This is a genomic window from Bacillus sp. V33-4 (genome assembly GCF_002860225.1).
In the GTDB taxonomy this organism is placed as follows: domain Bacteria; phylum Bacillota; class Bacilli; order Bacillales; family Cytobacillaceae; genus Bacillus_BJ; species Bacillus_BJ canaveralius.
In genome coordinates, this window is record NZ_PGVC01000010.1 from 1 (window position 1) to 15677 (window position 15677).

The window sequence follows — 15677 nt, forward strand, 5'->3', positions numbered from 1 at the left end:
ATGAATCCGCTTACACGTTTTAGGTGGAAATAAATTCCGCCAACAAATGCTTGACTCAAACATATGTTGTCCATTTCGGGTTAGCCGTTATAATATATGATAATATATAGTGGTAGATATAAAATACAGGATGTTCTTTATATGAAACCGATGAATTCGGCTTTGTTATTATAGAAAACTTATGTAAGGTGTGTGAGACTGGATGATTGGTGATCGGGTAAAAAAAATCCGTCAGGAAAAGAAGATGTCACTTTCTGAACTGGCTGATCAAGCAGGTGTTGCTAAATCCTATTTAAGCTCCTTGGAGCGCAATTTACAAAGAAACCCGTCCATACAGTTTCTTGAAAAAATATCGTCTGTACTGGGAGTTCCTGTTGATACCTTAATCAATGAACAGCCTAATAAAGAACAGCTTGATTCCGATTGGATGAACCTCGTGAAAGAGGCAATGAACTCCGGGGTTACGAAGGATCAATTCCGTGAATTTTTGGAGTTTAATAAATGGAGAATTAATAAAAAATAAACCTGTTTTTTTCATAACAGGTTTTTTATTTATGTATTTGAGTAAATTTCACAATGTGCTAAGCTAAACCGAAAAACGAATCTAATGGTCTTAATAACCCGGGAGTATTCCGTGGCAAACGAATAATACTGTTTACATTTTAAATAACTGTTCGTTTTTCAATTAAAGAAATAGCTATCGAAATTTACAGAGAGCGTCCATTGGTTCTATTGCAGAATATTGCTGGTTTGTTCCGGCATGTTCCTGATTCTTCATTTTTAGCGATTTTCAACAGCAACTTCCCTCATAAAATGATCATTAAGAAAATTTCGGATATCTTCTTTTTTGAGTCCTAGCTCCTTCGCTTCAATAATCAGCAGCATCCATTCCAGATCGATTTCGTCAAAGCTTTCTTTTACGCCTGCCAACATGACTCCCCCTAAAATACATTTCGTATTCCAGGCAACCCAGCCGTCCTAGCCTGAAAATGCTTCCAAGACCTTAGACCCGCGACTTTGCGTCCCCATCTTTCAATAGGTTTGCCCTTTTCTGGACCTGATCCATCCTCTTCTAATACTTAGGTATTATTTTATCTACTTCTTTACTATTACGGTGTTATTATTTGTCATATGAAAAATGCAGGCCATTCTCATTTTCGTTCAAAAAAAGCCATTATTCTACAGCTTTCTTCTATTTCCACGTAAGTTATTATGAAAATGTTAACTTTTGGTAGGTTTAAAGATGAATTTCTGTAAGTTTAACGAAATTATCGTCGAATTATTTTGCTAACGATTGATTGAATGCGTGGGTGTATGATTAGTTCTTTTTCACTGTTAAGTCTTCTTGTTTTTTGCTTCTTTATCATTATAAACGGGAAAAATCAGCCCCCTTTTAAGAGCTGATCTACTATGTATATTTCAATAAACTCACTGCGATACGGGACCCGATATCTGCATTATACTTTACAAGTGCAATATTGGCAATGAGACTTGAGCCTTTTGTTAATTCTTTTACTTTCCCTAACAGAAATGGAGTTACGTCCTTGCCTGCCACGTTATTTTCCTTTGCTTCCGAGAGCGCCGCTTCAATCACCTCATTAATGAATGTTTCATCTAATGCATCCCGCTCCGGAATCGGATTTGCGATTACAATCCCGCCATCCAGCCCAAGCTCCCATTTAGTACGAATCAATTGTGCAGCCTGATCCGGATCGTCGACACGGAAATTTACACTATACGGGCTTGTTCGAGTATAGAAGGCCGGCAGACGGTCAGTTTGGTAACCGACAACGGGAACTCCGAACGTTTCCAGATATTCAAGAGTTAGTCCGATATCCAGAATCGATTTTGCCCCCGCGCACACGACGGTAACATTCGTCTGTGCAAGCTCTTGAAGATCCGCTGAGATATCCATTGTCGTCTCTGCTTCGCGATGTACACCGCCAATACCGCCTGTGACGAATACTTCAATTCCAGCCAGACTTGCACAAATCATCGTTGCAGCCACTGTCGTTGCTCCATTTTTACGATTGGATACAAGATATGGAAGGTCGCGGCGGCTTGCCTTCGCCACATCATTGCTTTTCGCCAGAAACTCGAGTTCATCTTCTGATAAGCCAATTTTAATTTTTCCATTTAGAATTGCAATCGTCGCCGGAACAGCGCCGTTTTTCCTGATAATACTTTCTACCTCTTTTGCTGTTTCTACATTTTGTGGATATGGCATTCCGTGTGAAATAATCGTCGACTCCAATGCAACAATTGGCAAATTGCGTTTTCTTGCTTCCAAAACCTCTGCTGCGTATTCCAATACGTTTTCTAACATGTTGTACATTCTCCCTTATTTAAAAAATTGTTTGAACGCTTCCTGAAGACTAGTATGGTTTAAAGCGGGATTAACTGTTTCATGGGATTGCAATGTTATCTGCGAACATGTCATGCCTATTTTGCAGGCGTCTTTTATGTTCAATCCCTTCAAATGGCCATATGCAATTCCGGCGACGAGCGAGTCTCCTGCACCTGTTACATCGTCGACCGCCACTTTTGGCGGCAAGAGCACGCCCGCTTCACCTTGTTTGGAAAAATATACAAGACCTTTGTCTCCCCGGGTAATAACAACCTTTTTAGCCCCTTTTTCCAGGATCGCTTCAGCAGACTTAAAAAAGTCGCCTTCATTTTGAATTTTCACACCTGATAAAGCCTCTGCCTCGCGCTGGTTGGCAATAAGCCAGGTTACTCCGCTTAAATTCCGGGGAAGTTTTTTTACCTTTGCTGATGACACTGGCGTGATACAAAGTGGAATCGACTCTTCTTCGCAGCGTTTAATCGTATGAGCTAATACGTCTGCCGGAAAATTAGTATCAAGGATGACCAGCTCGGCAGAAGCCAGATACCCCCACTTCTTTTCAATCATTTCAATGCTCACTGCGTCATAAATGCACATGTCAGCAAGCGCGACCGCCATTTCTCCGTCCCTCTCGAGCACAGCGGTATAGGTGCCCGTCGTCTTTTTTGATATTTGCTGAGAAGGGCCAATATCGACAAAAGCTTTTGTATAATCCAAAAGCCATTGCCCCTGATGGTCGTCACCGACGACAGTCATAAGCGCCGCATCGATCCCGATCCTGCCCAGATTCTCGGCAATATTTCGGGCAACTCCACCGCATGACTGCGAACTGTATCCTGGATTGGAGGTGCCGTATTCCAGCTTATCAATCACCTGAATCTTCCGGTCCACATTGGCACCGCCAATGCAGATAACTTCTTTTTCATCCGGTAAAACGTACGCCCGACCGAGAATTTTCCCTTGTCTTATTAACGAAGAAACATAACCGGCTGCAGCAGAACGTGATAGACCCGTCTGTTCAGCCAGGTCGATTTGCGAGATAAACGGGTCTTCTTTTACTAAATGTAAAATTAACGACTCTTTTTCATTCACGTTTGTTTCCCCCATCACCTTTCAGACTTTTGTTTCAATTATAAACATTTGTTTTACATCTGTACAAAACTTTTTAAGCTCTTATAAATAGAAATGCAGGTTAAGCCTGTTAGCTTAACCTGCATTTCTTGGTAAAATAAGAATTTCAACACGTCGGTTCTTGGCCCTGCCTACGTCAGAATCGTTTGGCGCGACGGGCTGGAACTCACCAAATCCTTTCGCACTAAACCAGCGCGGATCAAGTTGTTTATTTTCTAAAACAATTTTCATGAAATTAACAGCACGCATCACACTTAGCTCCCAGTTTGATGAGAACTGTGAATTCTGAATCGGAATATTATCAGTATGCCCGCTGATAATAATATTGCGGGGTGGGTCCATCACAAGCAAAGCGGCAATTTCGTTGGCAATCTGTCTATCCTCTGCCCTTACGTCTGAACTTCCTGAGCTGAAAAAGACATTGTCTCGAATCGAAACCAGCAGACCTTCATCCGTCAGAGAAGCTTGTAATACTTCTGTTAGATTGTTTGCCTCGATATAAGCATTTACCTTCCGGAGAATCTCTTCCAATTCTTGTTGATCTAAATTGTCGGCAGCACTGCTTTTATCTTCTTCTTGTTGCTTCTTTTTTTGTTGATCCTTTTCCGACTCCTCAGCCGCGTCCATGCGACCTTCGGGAACCGGACTCTGACTTTCAAACTCCATGACCCCCGTTCCGCCGTTAAAAACCTCATTAAAAGTTTTGGAAAGCGCCTCAAACTTCTTGGCGTCGACTGAACTCATGGCAAACAAAACAATAAACAGCGCCAGCAAAAGGGTGAGCAGGTCTGAATAAGGAATTAACCAGCTCTCATCCATATGATCTTCATGAAGATGCCTTTTTTTGCGCTTACTCATCCGCCTTCACACTGCTCTCTTCCAGAAAGATCTTCCTTTCACCAGCTGGAAGAAATGAGGCAAGTTTCTGTTCGATAACCCTCGGTGCTTCACCTTCCAAAATGGACAAAATCCCTTCGATCATCATATATTTTATCTTCGCTTCTTGCTTAGACTTGCGTTTTAATTTGTTCGCGAAAGGATGCCATAAAACATAACCCGTGAAGATACCGAGTAAAGTTGCTACAAAGGCTGCACTGATAGCATGTCCGAGCGCATCTATATCCGCCATATTGCCCAATGCTGCGATTAACCCGACAACCGCTCCCAAAACTCCGAGCGTTGGAGCGTAAGTGCCTGCCTGAGTAAAAATACTCGCTCCGGCCTGGTGCCTTTCTTCCATCGCTTCGATTTCTTCTGATAGCACATCTCTAATATAATCAGCGCTTTGTCCATCAACTGCAAGCGAAAGTCCGCTTCTTAAAAAAGAATCCTCTATTTCATTTGTTTTCGCTTCAAGAGCGAGTAAGCCTTCCTTCCTGGCAAGCTGCGCCCAATCAGAAAACATCCGAATCAGTTCAACCGTATTGACAAGAGTCTGTTCTTTAAATATCACTCCGAAAAGCTTCGGGAGGCGTTTAATTTCATCAGTTGGAAAAGCAATAATGACGGCTGAGGCCGTTCCAATCAAAATAATTAAAATTGCGGCAGGATTAGCAAGTGCTACAACACTTACACCCTTCAATACCATTCCGACCCCTACCGCAATAATTCCCAATATCACACCAATTAACGACGTTTTGTCCATGAATCATTCACCTGTCTTATCTCATACTTTTTTAGCTCTTTGCTGCCAATCTCCGTTTGAAAAGACTTAAAATTAGCCATTTCCCTTTATTTCGACATTTTTTCTTGTTTTTTAAGGGAAAATAAACATTAATTTTTTTTGCAGCTGTACCCGCAAAAACTAGGTTGCAGCGCTGCAAACGCTTCCTAGCAGAATTTAGCGCGGCAGAATAGGATTTTCGTCGATAGATGCTCTTCCAATCGTGATAGAACGGAATTTTTTCGCGACTGCTCGTTCACATATTCGCGGTCGGATCAGCATTCATCCGCAATCGATGTCATCTGATCCGCGATCCTTGCCATCTTATCCTCGAAAAACTTCATATATCCGCGATTTTTTCCTATATATCCGCGAAAAATTTGATATATCCGCGATTTTTCCAATATATCCGCGAAAAACTTCATATATCCGCGAATCTCCAAATATATCCGCGAAAGCAAATCATCGATTGGTGACTCGGATAATCCGCGGCTATAATTGCTATTCATTTTAGAGAATTCGGTATATCCGCCCTTTTGCTCATGTTTGATTCGCAGGAAGCGCTGCATGAAAGCAGAACAGATGTCACTGCGCGACAGAACGACTCTCTAAATCCCGAATAATCGCATCTTTTTGTGAAACGATATGAACAATAAGTTGAAGTAAGAAGGGATGGTCCTGGATGAGAAAGCTCATATACGTATTTCTTATTGCGGCCTTGATCAATATAATTGCTGTGAGCACTGCCGATGGAGAAGGGGTGAACAGTCAGCTTATGGAAGAGGTATTAGTGAAACAATTTCATGAACAAATTTCCAAATCGATTATAGAAACTTATCAAAACAGATTTCCACAGTATGAGAATGCAACAATTATCAGTATTAATAAAGAGGCACTCCCTGAATCATCGGAGGAAATGAAACCGGGGATCCTATATGAGATCGTACTTCAAGTCGAAGTGCCGCTCAATACTGGCAAGCGTGAAAAATTGACCATCATCCTTAATAACGATTCAAGTGATGGGCAGTTTAACGTGAGAACCGTGAAAAAAGGGCATATGTAACTGGATATTTACTTCATTTGGACTTTTCTTTTTTGAGCACTAAAAAAAACAGCCAGGCCATTGTAACCTGACTGCTTCGTATTCAGCTAAAAAAGCTTGCTGTTGATTTTTTGTTCATAATTTTTGAACATGTTCGAGTTTGTGTTGGCTCGTCGCTTTGCCATCATGCTGTTGAAGCGAAGTATTTTTTCATTCAGCTTTTTTTGCAGCTGCTCTTTTTCTTCGTCGTTTTCACAGCTCTTTATGAGGTCCTCGAGTGACAGCATTTCCTGCTTAAGGCGATTTTCTTCCGTGGAATAGCCAGCATTTTTCAGCATTCTGTATGCCATTCGTAGCTCGGGCGGGACTGCGGCGGCATCATCCCGTGGCAGCGGTTTGCCAAATCCGGGTAGATGATCGAACTCCCCATTTTCGTATGCTTTGCGAATTTTATCTTCTGACACAATCGAAGCGAAATCCATTATACCATCCCTTCTTAATGGTATTCTCATGGTGAAAATGTTGATACGTTAATGTCATTATAACCGAAAGATCAAAAATTCGCACTGGAGCTTGGGCCTATGTCGCCTTTCTTATTGATCCCGAAACTAAGAGAACGAACCCGCTCAATTTTTCTTATATCCTGCCGATCTCATCATCATTATGCTGTATACCTTTATTACCGGGCAACCAGTTCGCAGGCACTCCCTGACCTGTTTGCTGCGCAAACTGAATTCCTTGAATTAACCGCACAATTTCCGGAATGTTTCTGCCTATTTCCTTCGGATAGATATGCTTTGCGAAAATGATTTGCTCAGGGCTTATGATAAAAGTTGCCCGAAATGACTCTCCCGTCTGTTCATCCAAGACGCGATAAGCACGGCTAATCTCCTGAGTACGATCACTTACAAGCGGATAGGCAACATTTCGCAACGATGATGAGGTTTCCTTAAACACTTTATGGGCATAGACACTATCAGTACTAATCGCGACCACTTCCGTTTTCAGCGCTTTCAGATCATCATGAACAGCAGCGACCGCTGCTAATTCCGTCGGTCAGACGAATGTAAAATCGCTCGGATAAAAGAAGAGGACGACCCAGTTTCCCTGATAACCTTCGAGGCTGATTTGTTTAATCTGCCCGTCGAAAAATGCATCAGCTGTAAAGAGAGGGGCCGGATCGTCTCTTGTTGCACAAAAGTAGGACGGATAAGCGGCAACGTCTTTGGCATAAAGCTTATTTTGCATAGGAAGCTCCTTTCATCTTGCCTTTAAGAATTTCATTCCTTCTATACATATGCAAAAGGAGGCACATTTTTTCAAGCTGTTTGGAAAAGCCTACTGATGAAATGAAAGCAGTGATCAGGAATGTCACAGAGGAGGAATTTAGCATAAGAAAACAGGCCACCCCGGTTCTTTCCGAAAGATAGCCTGACTAAAAAACATGCGAAAGAACGAGACGAAGATGCACAACTAATTTTCACATATGAGGCCATTAAAAACCGCTTCGACAGGCCGTGAATAGGTGAAGAAACTTTCTCACAAAAGCAAGGCTCATCTTATGTTCGTCAGATGATCATTTTGCATTTTTCTCAGCCATTGTGATGCCGTTTCGATATCCGCCGAGAAAACTCTGTCCTTCTCAATGGACGGCACCAGCTCCCGTCCTGTTTTATAAAGCTTACTAGTAAAACCAGCCATTTTTTCCGTTCCCCTGTATTCTGCTGCCTGCATGGCACAGATCCATTCGATTGCAACTACCTTCATTGCATTCTGGATTATTTGATAAGCATGCCTGGCGGCAATCGTCCCCATGCTGACATGATCCTCCTGATTCGCTGATGACGGTATCGAATCTACACTGGCCGGATGGGCAAGTGTTTTATTTTCGGAAACGAGTGAAGCCGCACAATATTGCATAATCATCGCACCTGATTGCAGACCTGGCTCCGGGCTAAGAAACGGCGGCAAATCATTGAGCTGCGGATTGACAAGCCTTTCGATACGCCGTTCTGAAATATTAGCCAGTTCGGCGACCGCGATTTTCATAAAATCCATTGCCAGCGCAATCGGCTGTCCATGAAAATTGCCACCTGAGATCACCTTCGCTCCATCATCAAAGATAAGCGGATTGTCTGTCGCAGCATTGATTTCAATCTCTAGTTTTTCTTTGACATAATCCAATGCTTGCCAGGAAGCACCGTGAACCTGTGGTATGCAGCGCAGCGAATAGGCATCCTGCACCCGCATTTCACCCTGCCTTGTCGTTAGCCTGCTCCCCTTCAGATAAGCTCTCATCCTGCTTGCTGTCTCGATTTGCTGCTTATACCCCCGTGCCAAATGGACATCCTCATCAAAAGCATCGGTAATTCCGTTCAAACCTTCCATCGTCATCGCTGCAATCATTTCACTAACGGTCGCAAGCCGTTCCGCTTCTAAATAGGCGACAGCACCCATCGCGGTCATCGCCTGCGTCCCGTTGATTAACGCCAGTCCCTCTTTTGCCTCAAGTTCAAGAGGGCATAATCCTTCTTCATTGAGTGCATCGGCCGTATCCACGACCTGCCCTTTATACATGACCTTGCCTTCGCCAATGATGGTGAGTGCAAGATGGGATAATGGAGCCAGGTCACCGCTCGCACCTAGCGACCCTTGCTGGGGAATGACAGGATGGATTTGTCTATTTAGGAATTCGATCAGCCTGTCGATGATCAAAGGCCTTATCCCTGAATAGCCTTTCAACAGGGCATTTGCCCTTAACAGCAGCATCGCCCGCGATACCTCCTCCGAAAACGGTTCCCCTACTCCGCATGCATGTGAACGAATCAGGTTAAGCTGTAAATCCCGGACATGATCAGCATCAATCATGACATCACTGAATTTCCCGAAACCAGTATTAATTCCATAAACAATTTTGCCGTCTGCAACAATCCTTTTTACGGCCTTATGGCTTTTTTCTACAGCTTTGATACTTTCAACTGATGCCTCCACTCTTTCTTTGCCAGATATGACTGTCCTCACTGCCTCGATTGTCAAAGTATTGCCCGTCAAAATTACCATCCTGTCTCCCTCCATCGCTTTAGCACAATAAAGAAAGAGGCTGCCCTTATCCGATCCGGTTAAGTTCAGCCTCTTTCATTTGTTTTTGATTAATAGAAGAACAGCTATATTTCACCTTGTTCCCCTGCCTTTTTAATAATTTTCCGAATTATATTTTAATTCTATGACCTTTAGTCCACTTACGTCAATCCTTTTGGAAAATTTTAGTTTGTTAATCAAGTGGTGTGTTAGTTTATTAAAGAGTTGAAATAAGTAATGGACATAAAGGGAAATTCATGAAATATTTTATATATATTTAAAAGGAAAGCAGGGGTAATATGGAAAAGCTGATGTATCCAATTGGCCGATTTGAATTTCCGGCAAACATTACATCTGAACAAAGGAACGAATGGATCAGAATCTTAAAAGACGCTCCCGGCCTTTTAAGAAAAGCTACGCAAAATTTGTCCGAAGCTCAGCTTAATACTCCCTATCGTCCAGGCGGCTGGACGGTTAAACAGGTTGTCCATCATCTTCCTGACAGCCACATGAATAGCTATATACGTTTTAAGCTAGCTTTGACAGAAGACGAACCAACTGTTAAAACATATGACGAAAACCGATGGTCCCAGCTTCACGACTCGTTAACGGTAGGCCACGAAGTCTCGCTCAACCTATTGGAAGCTGTACACGCACGCTGGGTCAGTTTGCTTGAATCTCTGACAGAAGAAGATTTCTCACGCAAATTTATCCATCCGGACCACAATAAAAAAATGGATTTGAACGAAACACTTGCTTTATATGCATGGCATTCGCAGCACCATATTGCCCATATCACATCACTGCGCGAAAGGATGCATCGGAACTAAGATGATAAACGGAATATAGTTGATGATATATTTATAAAGTTGATGATAAATGGGATGAAGTTGATGATATATTTAAAAAGTTGATGATAATCGGAATGAAGTTGATGATATATGTAAAAGTTGATGATAATCGGAATTAGGTCGATGATATACCTCAAAAGTTGATGATATAGCGTCTGAAGTCGAAGATATATCTGAACAGTTATTACAGAACCAAGGGTTAGCGGCATAATCCTTGGTTTTTCTATTAACTGAGATGATGTGCACAATGTCGTCCCGACTATCTCAATGTTAAATTCCTGCTTTTTCCGTTATACTTATAGGATAAGACCATTTTATAGGTATTGGTTTGCGGCTTCATCGATGCGTGACAGCTTTGCCGCAAACTCCAGGAAGGAGTTTTTATGAAATCTCTCGTTCTTGCAGAAAAACCAAGCGTTGCCCGTGAACTCGCCCGCGTGCTTGGCTGCAATCAGAAAAATAAGCATTATTTTGAAGGAAATAAATACATTGTCACATGGGCTCTCGGGCATCTGATCGAATTAAAAATGCCGGAGCATTATGATACTAAATATAAAACGTGGCGGCTTGAAGACTTGCCGATTATTCCCGACAAGATGGGATTGAAGGTGATGAAGCAAACAAGTCCGCAATATCGCGGGATCGAAAGCCTTGCAAAACGTCCGGATATTAAGGAATGCATAATCGCAACAGATGCCGGCCGGGAAGGCGAGCTTGTCGCAAGATGGATCTTGCATAAAGTCCATTGGAAGAAGCCGATTCAACGCCTTTGGATCTCTTCGCAGACAGACCGGGCTATTAAAGAAGGCTTTCAGCATTTAAAGCCGGGCAAGCAATTTGAACCGTTATTTGAATCTGCTGTTTGCCGTGCCGAAGCAGATTGGCTGATCGGCCTTAACGTTACAAGAGCATTGACAACCAAGTATAATGATCCGCTTTCCGCAGGACGTGTGCAGACACCGACTTTAGCGATGGTTATCGAACGGGAAAAAATAATTCAATCGTTCGTGCCAACCGAATACTGGACTCTCCAGGCGAACATCGGCCCGTTGAAAGCTCTCTGGGAAAAGAATGGCGAAAAGAGGATTTTTTCGAGGGAAAGCGCCGAGAAAATCAAAAAGAAATTGACCGGCCAAAAAGCAACGCTTACTTCAATTGATCGCAAGCCGAAAAGTGAACCGCAACCGCTACCCTATGACTTAACTGAATTACAGCGCGATGCCAACAAACGTTTCGGATTTTCAGCGAAAAAAACTTCGTCTGTTCTGCAAGGATTGTATGAACAGCATAAACTTGTTACGTACCCGCGCACAGATTCGCGTTACTTGACTGATGATATGGAAGCGACGATGCTTGATCGTCTCGAGGCGATAAGCTCCGGATACAAGGATGAAGTGCGACCGCTCCTTGCAAGTAAAGGACGTGTACTGGCAAAAAAGGTTTTCAACAATGCAAAAGTAACCGATCATCATGCAATTATTCCGACCGAAGAACGGCTTCATTTAAACGATTTATCCACTGACGAGCGAAAACTTTACGACATTATTGTAGGCCGTTTCCTCGGGCTGTTTTATCCACCCTACCAGTTCGAAACTGTTCTCGCCAGCTTTGACGTGAACGGGGAAACGTTCAAGGTAAAGGAAACCGTTGTCGTTGATCCGGGCTTCAGGAAAATTGCCGGAAAAAGTGAAGAAGCGGAGGGCAACCAGAGTCTTGCCAATGTAACAAAAGGGCAGGAATTTCCAACCAAGAATATCGAGATGGACAAAAAATTCACTGAGCCTCCGCTCCGCTATTCTGAGGCAGATATTCTTGCTCAAATGGAAAAATACGGCCTCGGTACTCCGGCAACACGCGCTGAGATTATTGAAAGACTAATCGAAACCGAAGTTGTCGAACGGCAAAATGGCCGTCTTTACCCGACAAACAAAGGAAAACAGCTCATTGAACTGGTTAACGACGAACTCAAATCACCTGAGCTAACTGCACACTGGGAGAAAGAATTAGAAGCGATTGCACGCGGAACAGGAAACCCAAAGGTATTTTTGCAAAATATCCGCAAAAAGACGGAAAATCTTGTTTCCGAAATCAAAAAGAGCAACCAGGCATACCGTGCCCATAATTTAACCGGTTCGAAGTGCCCCGAGTGCAATTCCTTCTTAAAAGAAAGAAACACGAAAGAAGGAAAAATTTTAGTTTGCTCCAATCTGGATTGCCACTACCGGAAGCATAAAGATCCAAAACTCTCAAAACGGCGCTGTCCGCAATGTAAAAAACGCATGGAAATGCATGAAGGTAAAGCAGGCCTGTATTTTCAGTGCCGTCCATGCAATGTTGTCGAGAAAGCAGAAGAACAGAAAAAGTCGGTAACAAAAAGAGAAGAACGGAAACTCGTCCAGAAATATTCACAAAATGACTCATTCGGAACGAGCCTTGGGGACTTGCTGAAACAGGCATTGGAGGAGAAAGACTGAAAAAAGAGCGGAAATTCCCGCTCTTTTTTGCTTCTATTTCTGAATTAACCTGATTTCCCTGATTGGACTGTCCTTCTGTTCAGAAGTCCCTTCCAGCCACAATTCTTTCCCATTCCCTGCGTCATAAAGCTGAAAATAGTTTCCGTCCTTATCGCTTACACCTTCAGCACCCGGTACTCCTAGTACTTTTTCTGCCTCTTTGAAAAACAGCTGCCGTTCTCCAGGAAAATAGCTGACATAGTGAATGGATTTGGCGTTTTCTGTTTCCAAGTAGCCAAAGGCATGGTCTTTATAACCAAAGACGAGAGATCCGCTCCAGTTTTCCTCGAAGTCCGGTTTCCCTTTTTCTGTTTTAATTTGATCGACCATTGTACCAATTGGATAAACGATTCCCTTTAGTTTATTCTGTCGAATTTCCTCAACAAAAGTTTGATCAAAAAAACCGGCACTAGCCATTTCCTTCTGCAATGACGATTCCAGTAAAATCGTCACTTTTTTTATAGTATGGCCGTACTGAAAGTCAAAGACTATATCACGATTATGATCATCTTCAGTAATTGTGTATAAACCCGGCTGATCTGCCTGCTTTAAGCTATGGAATATACGAGCACTCCCCTTAACAAGGCCGGATTGTCGTATCCCGATTGTCCCGCCAGGCTGGGCATACACCACACCTTCTTTATCACCGGTAACAGTAAGTTCACCAGCCTGTGCTTCATATTCCAGCATGATATTCGCGTATTTACCGAGTTCTTTTCTTGAGTTGAGCAATTCGGGACTTGACTCAAATTGGGCTTCTGACCATTGGAAGCTATCCTGCTGTTCTTCACCTTTAAATACAATTAAATTATCTTCAACTGCTACTTTTCCTGTTTCCACATATTCGCTCGTTAATTCGCCTATTTGTTTAAATTCACCGTTGGCAAAACCAAAGAGCCGTGCAGAAGTAGGCACCATTGATGCCCCTGCAGACTGATGCTCTACAACTACTCGGGTTGTCTGTTTACCTTCGTACTCAACGGTTATCGGTCCAACCATTCTAAAATCAGCAACAGCTGGTGCTTCTTCTCGAAAAAACACTTTCCATTTGCGCGTTTTTTCGTCAAAGCTTTTGCCTATCAAGATCCCGGTTTGTTCATTCAATTCCGGATTGGATTTAGTATAGGAGGCCAATATTTCTGGCTGTTTCCTGCCCCTTATATGTATAACTTCAATGATGGGATCTTCCGCGGATGCTAGCTCTGTTTTTATCCCGCTCTGTTTAATCCAGTCTTCCTTTGTATGCGGAACCTCTTCCTGAAGTTTTTCTATTGTTTTTGTCTGTGCTTCAGTCTGGCAGCCCGCTAATATAGCTGCACTGATCATCAAATAATAAAACTTACGCAAATCGTTTCCCCCTCCTAAATAGGATAACATGATTTTATGAAATAGAAGGATTGTTTTTTCAACCCTTGCCTCGTTTGTGAGAAATGAACCATATAGATTTGTCTTGTTCTTCTTTAATTTGGAATTCATCACTACTTTATAGCTATATAGAACGGATAGGAAATTTCAGGCCAGAATGGTATTCAGTTTCTTTTTCCAATCATTAAAGCTAAAATAAAAAGGAGATTCTGTAAATAAGAAAAAGCGGAAGCGCCTTGTTCAGACCCGACAAGCATTAGACGAGCGCTGCAGCAAGGTGTTTTTTGCCTTCTGGAAGCGATTGGCTCATGACCCCCCTCGAGGGTCTAGGCGCTGGCGCTAGACAAGGAGATAATAAATGAGTGATTTTAACGCACAATTAGAGAAATACGCAGACCTTGCTGTCAAAGTGGGCGTAAATGTTCAGAAAGGACAAACCCTCGTGATTAACACGACGCTTGATGCTGCGAAATTTGTAAGACTTGTCGTGAAAAAGGCATATGAGACAGGAGCACATAATGTCGTCGTCAATTGGACTGATGATGTTGTTTCACGCACGAAATACGAGCTCGCACCTGACGAAGCGTTTTTGGAGTACCCTGAATGGCGCGCAAAGGAAACGGAGGCACTTGCTGAAAATGGGGCTGCCTTTATGGCGATCGTCTCTTCAAGTCCTGATTTGCTCAAAGGGATCAATCCTGAGCGAATCGCCAATTTCCAAAAAGCTACCGGAAAAGCGCTCGCCAAATACCGCCAATATGTGCAATCAGATAAAGTCAGCTGGACTGTCATTGCCGTGCCTTCAGATGACTGGGCGGCCAAAGTATTCCCTGAGGAACCAGCGGAAAACCGTGTACATAAGCTTTGGGAAGCTATTTTTAAAGCAACCCGGAGCGATCTTGACAATCCCGTCGAGGCTTGGAAGGAACATGATAAAAACTTAAACGAGAAAGTTGAGTATTTAAACAGCAAGCGTTTTAAGAAGCTGCATTATAAAGCATCCGGCACAGATCTAACCGTAGAGTTGCCTGAAGACCATATTTGGGTCGGAGCCGGAAGCACAAATGAAAATGGTATTGAATTCATGGCCAATATGCCGACGGAAGAGGTTTTTACCGTACCATATCGGGAAGGTGTAAATGGTTATGTCTCAAGCACAAAGCCTTTAAGCTATGGCGGCAATATCATTGACCAATTTAAAATCACGTTCGAAAATGGACGAATTGTCAATGTCGAGGCTAAAGAGGGTGAAGAAGTTCTAAAGCGGTTAGTTGAAACGGACGAAGGCTCACACTATCTCGGTGAAGTTGCTCTCGTTCCACATAATTCACCGATTTCACAGTCAGACATTTTGTTTTTCAATACACTCTTTGATGAAAATGCTTCAAATCATTTTGCAATTGGCAGCGCCTATGCTTTTTGTATTGAAGGCGGCAAAAAAATGTCTTCAGATCAGTTGAAAGAAAAAGGTTTAAACCAGAGCATCACCCATGTTGACTTTATGGTCGGATCAGCTGAAATGGATATTGACGGAATTTCCGCTGACGGCAAAACAGAACCTGTCTTCCGGAACGGCAGCTGGGCATTTTAATAACTGTAAGAACAGACTCCTCTATTGGAGCCTGTTTTTTTTTGCCGTATCATAACTATGTTTTATTGCCTGATTAGAATATAATAAAAATATAAA

At 42.7% G+C, this 15677-nt stretch carries 14 protein-coding genes and 1 riboswitch; of the genes, 5 read left to right on the forward strand and 9 right to left on the reverse strand.

Going from position 1 to position 15677, the window contains the following annotated elements:
• Nucleotides 1-202 precede the first annotated feature (202 nt).
• The gene (locus tag CVD23_RS04325; protein ID WP_101578267.1) at nt 203-523 is read left to right on the forward strand and encodes a helix-turn-helix domain-containing protein; all 321 of its coding nucleotides are present in this window, start codon (nt 203-205) and stop codon (nt 521-523) included.
• Nucleotides 524-780: 257 nt separating this feature from the next.
• Here CVD23_RS04325 and CVD23_RS04330 read toward each other — a convergent pair whose 3' ends face one another.
• The 5 genes from CVD23_RS04330 to motA all read right to left on the reverse strand — a co-directional run bounded on the left by CVD23_RS04330 (nt 781) and on the right by motA (nt 5123).
• Nucleotides 781-930, reverse strand: a complete 150-nt coding sequence (locus CVD23_RS04330; RefSeq protein ID WP_257985660.1) for an anti-repressor SinI family protein — start codon at nt 928-930, stop codon at nt 781-783.
• 30 nt (nt 931-960) lie between these two features.
• Nucleotides 961-1056, reverse strand: a riboswitch (cyclic di-GMP riboswitch).
• 352 nt (nt 1057-1408) lie between these two features.
• Entirely contained in the window at nt 1409-2326 is a 918-nt protein-coding gene (locus CVD23_RS04335) for a pseudouridine-5'-phosphate glycosidase (RefSeq protein ID WP_101665303.1), read from the reverse strand.
• Between the two features lie 15 nt (nt 2327-2341).
• Entirely contained in the window at nt 2342-3439 is a 1098-nt protein-coding gene (locus CVD23_RS04340; RefSeq protein ID WP_101665304.1) for a carbohydrate kinase, read from the reverse strand.
• Nucleotides 3440-3553: 114 nt separating this feature from the next.
• A complete protein-coding gene (gene motB, locus CVD23_RS04345) occupies nt 3554-4336 on the reverse strand; it encodes a flagellar motor protein MotB (RefSeq protein WP_101665305.1) in 783 nt (260 codons plus the stop codon).
• Complete coding sequence (gene motA / locus CVD23_RS04350) at nt 4329-5123, reverse strand: flagellar motor stator protein MotA (protein ID WP_101665306.1); 795 nt, start codon at nt 5121-5123, stop codon at nt 4329-4331. Before motA ends, motB begins: the two co-directional genes overlap by 8 nt.
• A gap of 700 nt (nt 5124-5823) precedes the next feature.
• Between motA and CVD23_RS04360 the strand changes: the two genes are divergently transcribed.
• Nucleotides 5824-6204 carry a hypothetical protein gene (locus tag CVD23_RS04360; RefSeq protein ID WP_101665308.1) on the forward strand — a complete coding sequence of 127 codons (381 nt, stop codon included), beginning with the start codon at nt 5824-5826 and terminating at the stop codon, nt 6202-6204.
• A gap of 86 nt (nt 6205-6290) precedes the next feature.
• Here the strand turns inward: CVD23_RS04360 and CVD23_RS04365 are convergent, their stop codons facing one another.
• The 3 genes from CVD23_RS04365 to hutH all read right to left on the reverse strand — a co-directional run bounded on the left by CVD23_RS04365 (nt 6291) and on the right by hutH (nt 9243).
• The gene (locus tag CVD23_RS04365) at nt 6291-6665 is read right to left on the reverse strand and encodes a DnaJ family domain-containing protein (protein WP_101665309.1); all 375 of its coding nucleotides are present in this window, start codon (nt 6663-6665) and stop codon (nt 6291-6293) included.
• A 154-nt stretch (nt 6666-6819) separates the two neighbouring features.
• Entirely contained in the window at nt 6820-7431 is a 612-nt protein-coding gene (locus CVD23_RS22300) for a peroxiredoxin (RefSeq protein WP_257987979.1), read from the reverse strand.
• A gap of 306 nt (nt 7432-7737) precedes the next feature.
• Nucleotides 7738-9243, reverse strand: coding sequence for a histidine ammonia-lyase (gene hutH / locus CVD23_RS04380; RefSeq protein WP_101665311.1), 1506 nt, complete (start codon nt 9241-9243; stop codon nt 7738-7740).
• 317 nt (nt 9244-9560) lie between these two features.
• On the opposite strand from hutH, the gene CVD23_RS04385 reads away from it, so the two are divergent.
• On the forward strand, nt 9561-10091 hold the full coding sequence (locus tag CVD23_RS04385) for a YfiT family bacillithiol transferase (protein ID WP_101579633.1): 531 nt from the start codon (nt 9561-9563) through the stop codon (nt 10089-10091).
• A 404-nt stretch (nt 10092-10495) separates the two neighbouring features.
• The gene (locus tag CVD23_RS04390) at nt 10496-12586 is read left to right on the forward strand and encodes a DNA topoisomerase III (protein ID WP_101665312.1); all 2091 of its coding nucleotides are present in this window, start codon (nt 10496-10498) and stop codon (nt 12584-12586) included.
• Nucleotides 12587-12619: 33 nt separating this feature from the next.
• On the opposite strand, the gene CVD23_RS04395 is transcribed toward CVD23_RS04390, so the two are convergent.
• Complete coding sequence (locus CVD23_RS04395) at nt 12620-13972, reverse strand: hypothetical protein (RefSeq protein WP_101665313.1); 1353 nt, start codon at nt 13970-13972, stop codon at nt 12620-12622.
• 376 nt (nt 13973-14348) lie between these two features.
• On the opposite strand from CVD23_RS04395, the gene CVD23_RS04400 reads away from it, so the two are divergent.
• The gene (locus CVD23_RS04400) at nt 14349-15581 is read left to right on the forward strand and encodes an aminopeptidase (RefSeq protein ID WP_101665314.1); all 1233 of its coding nucleotides are present in this window, start codon (nt 14349-14351) and stop codon (nt 15579-15581) included.
• Nucleotides 15582-15677: the final 96 nt, after the last annotated feature.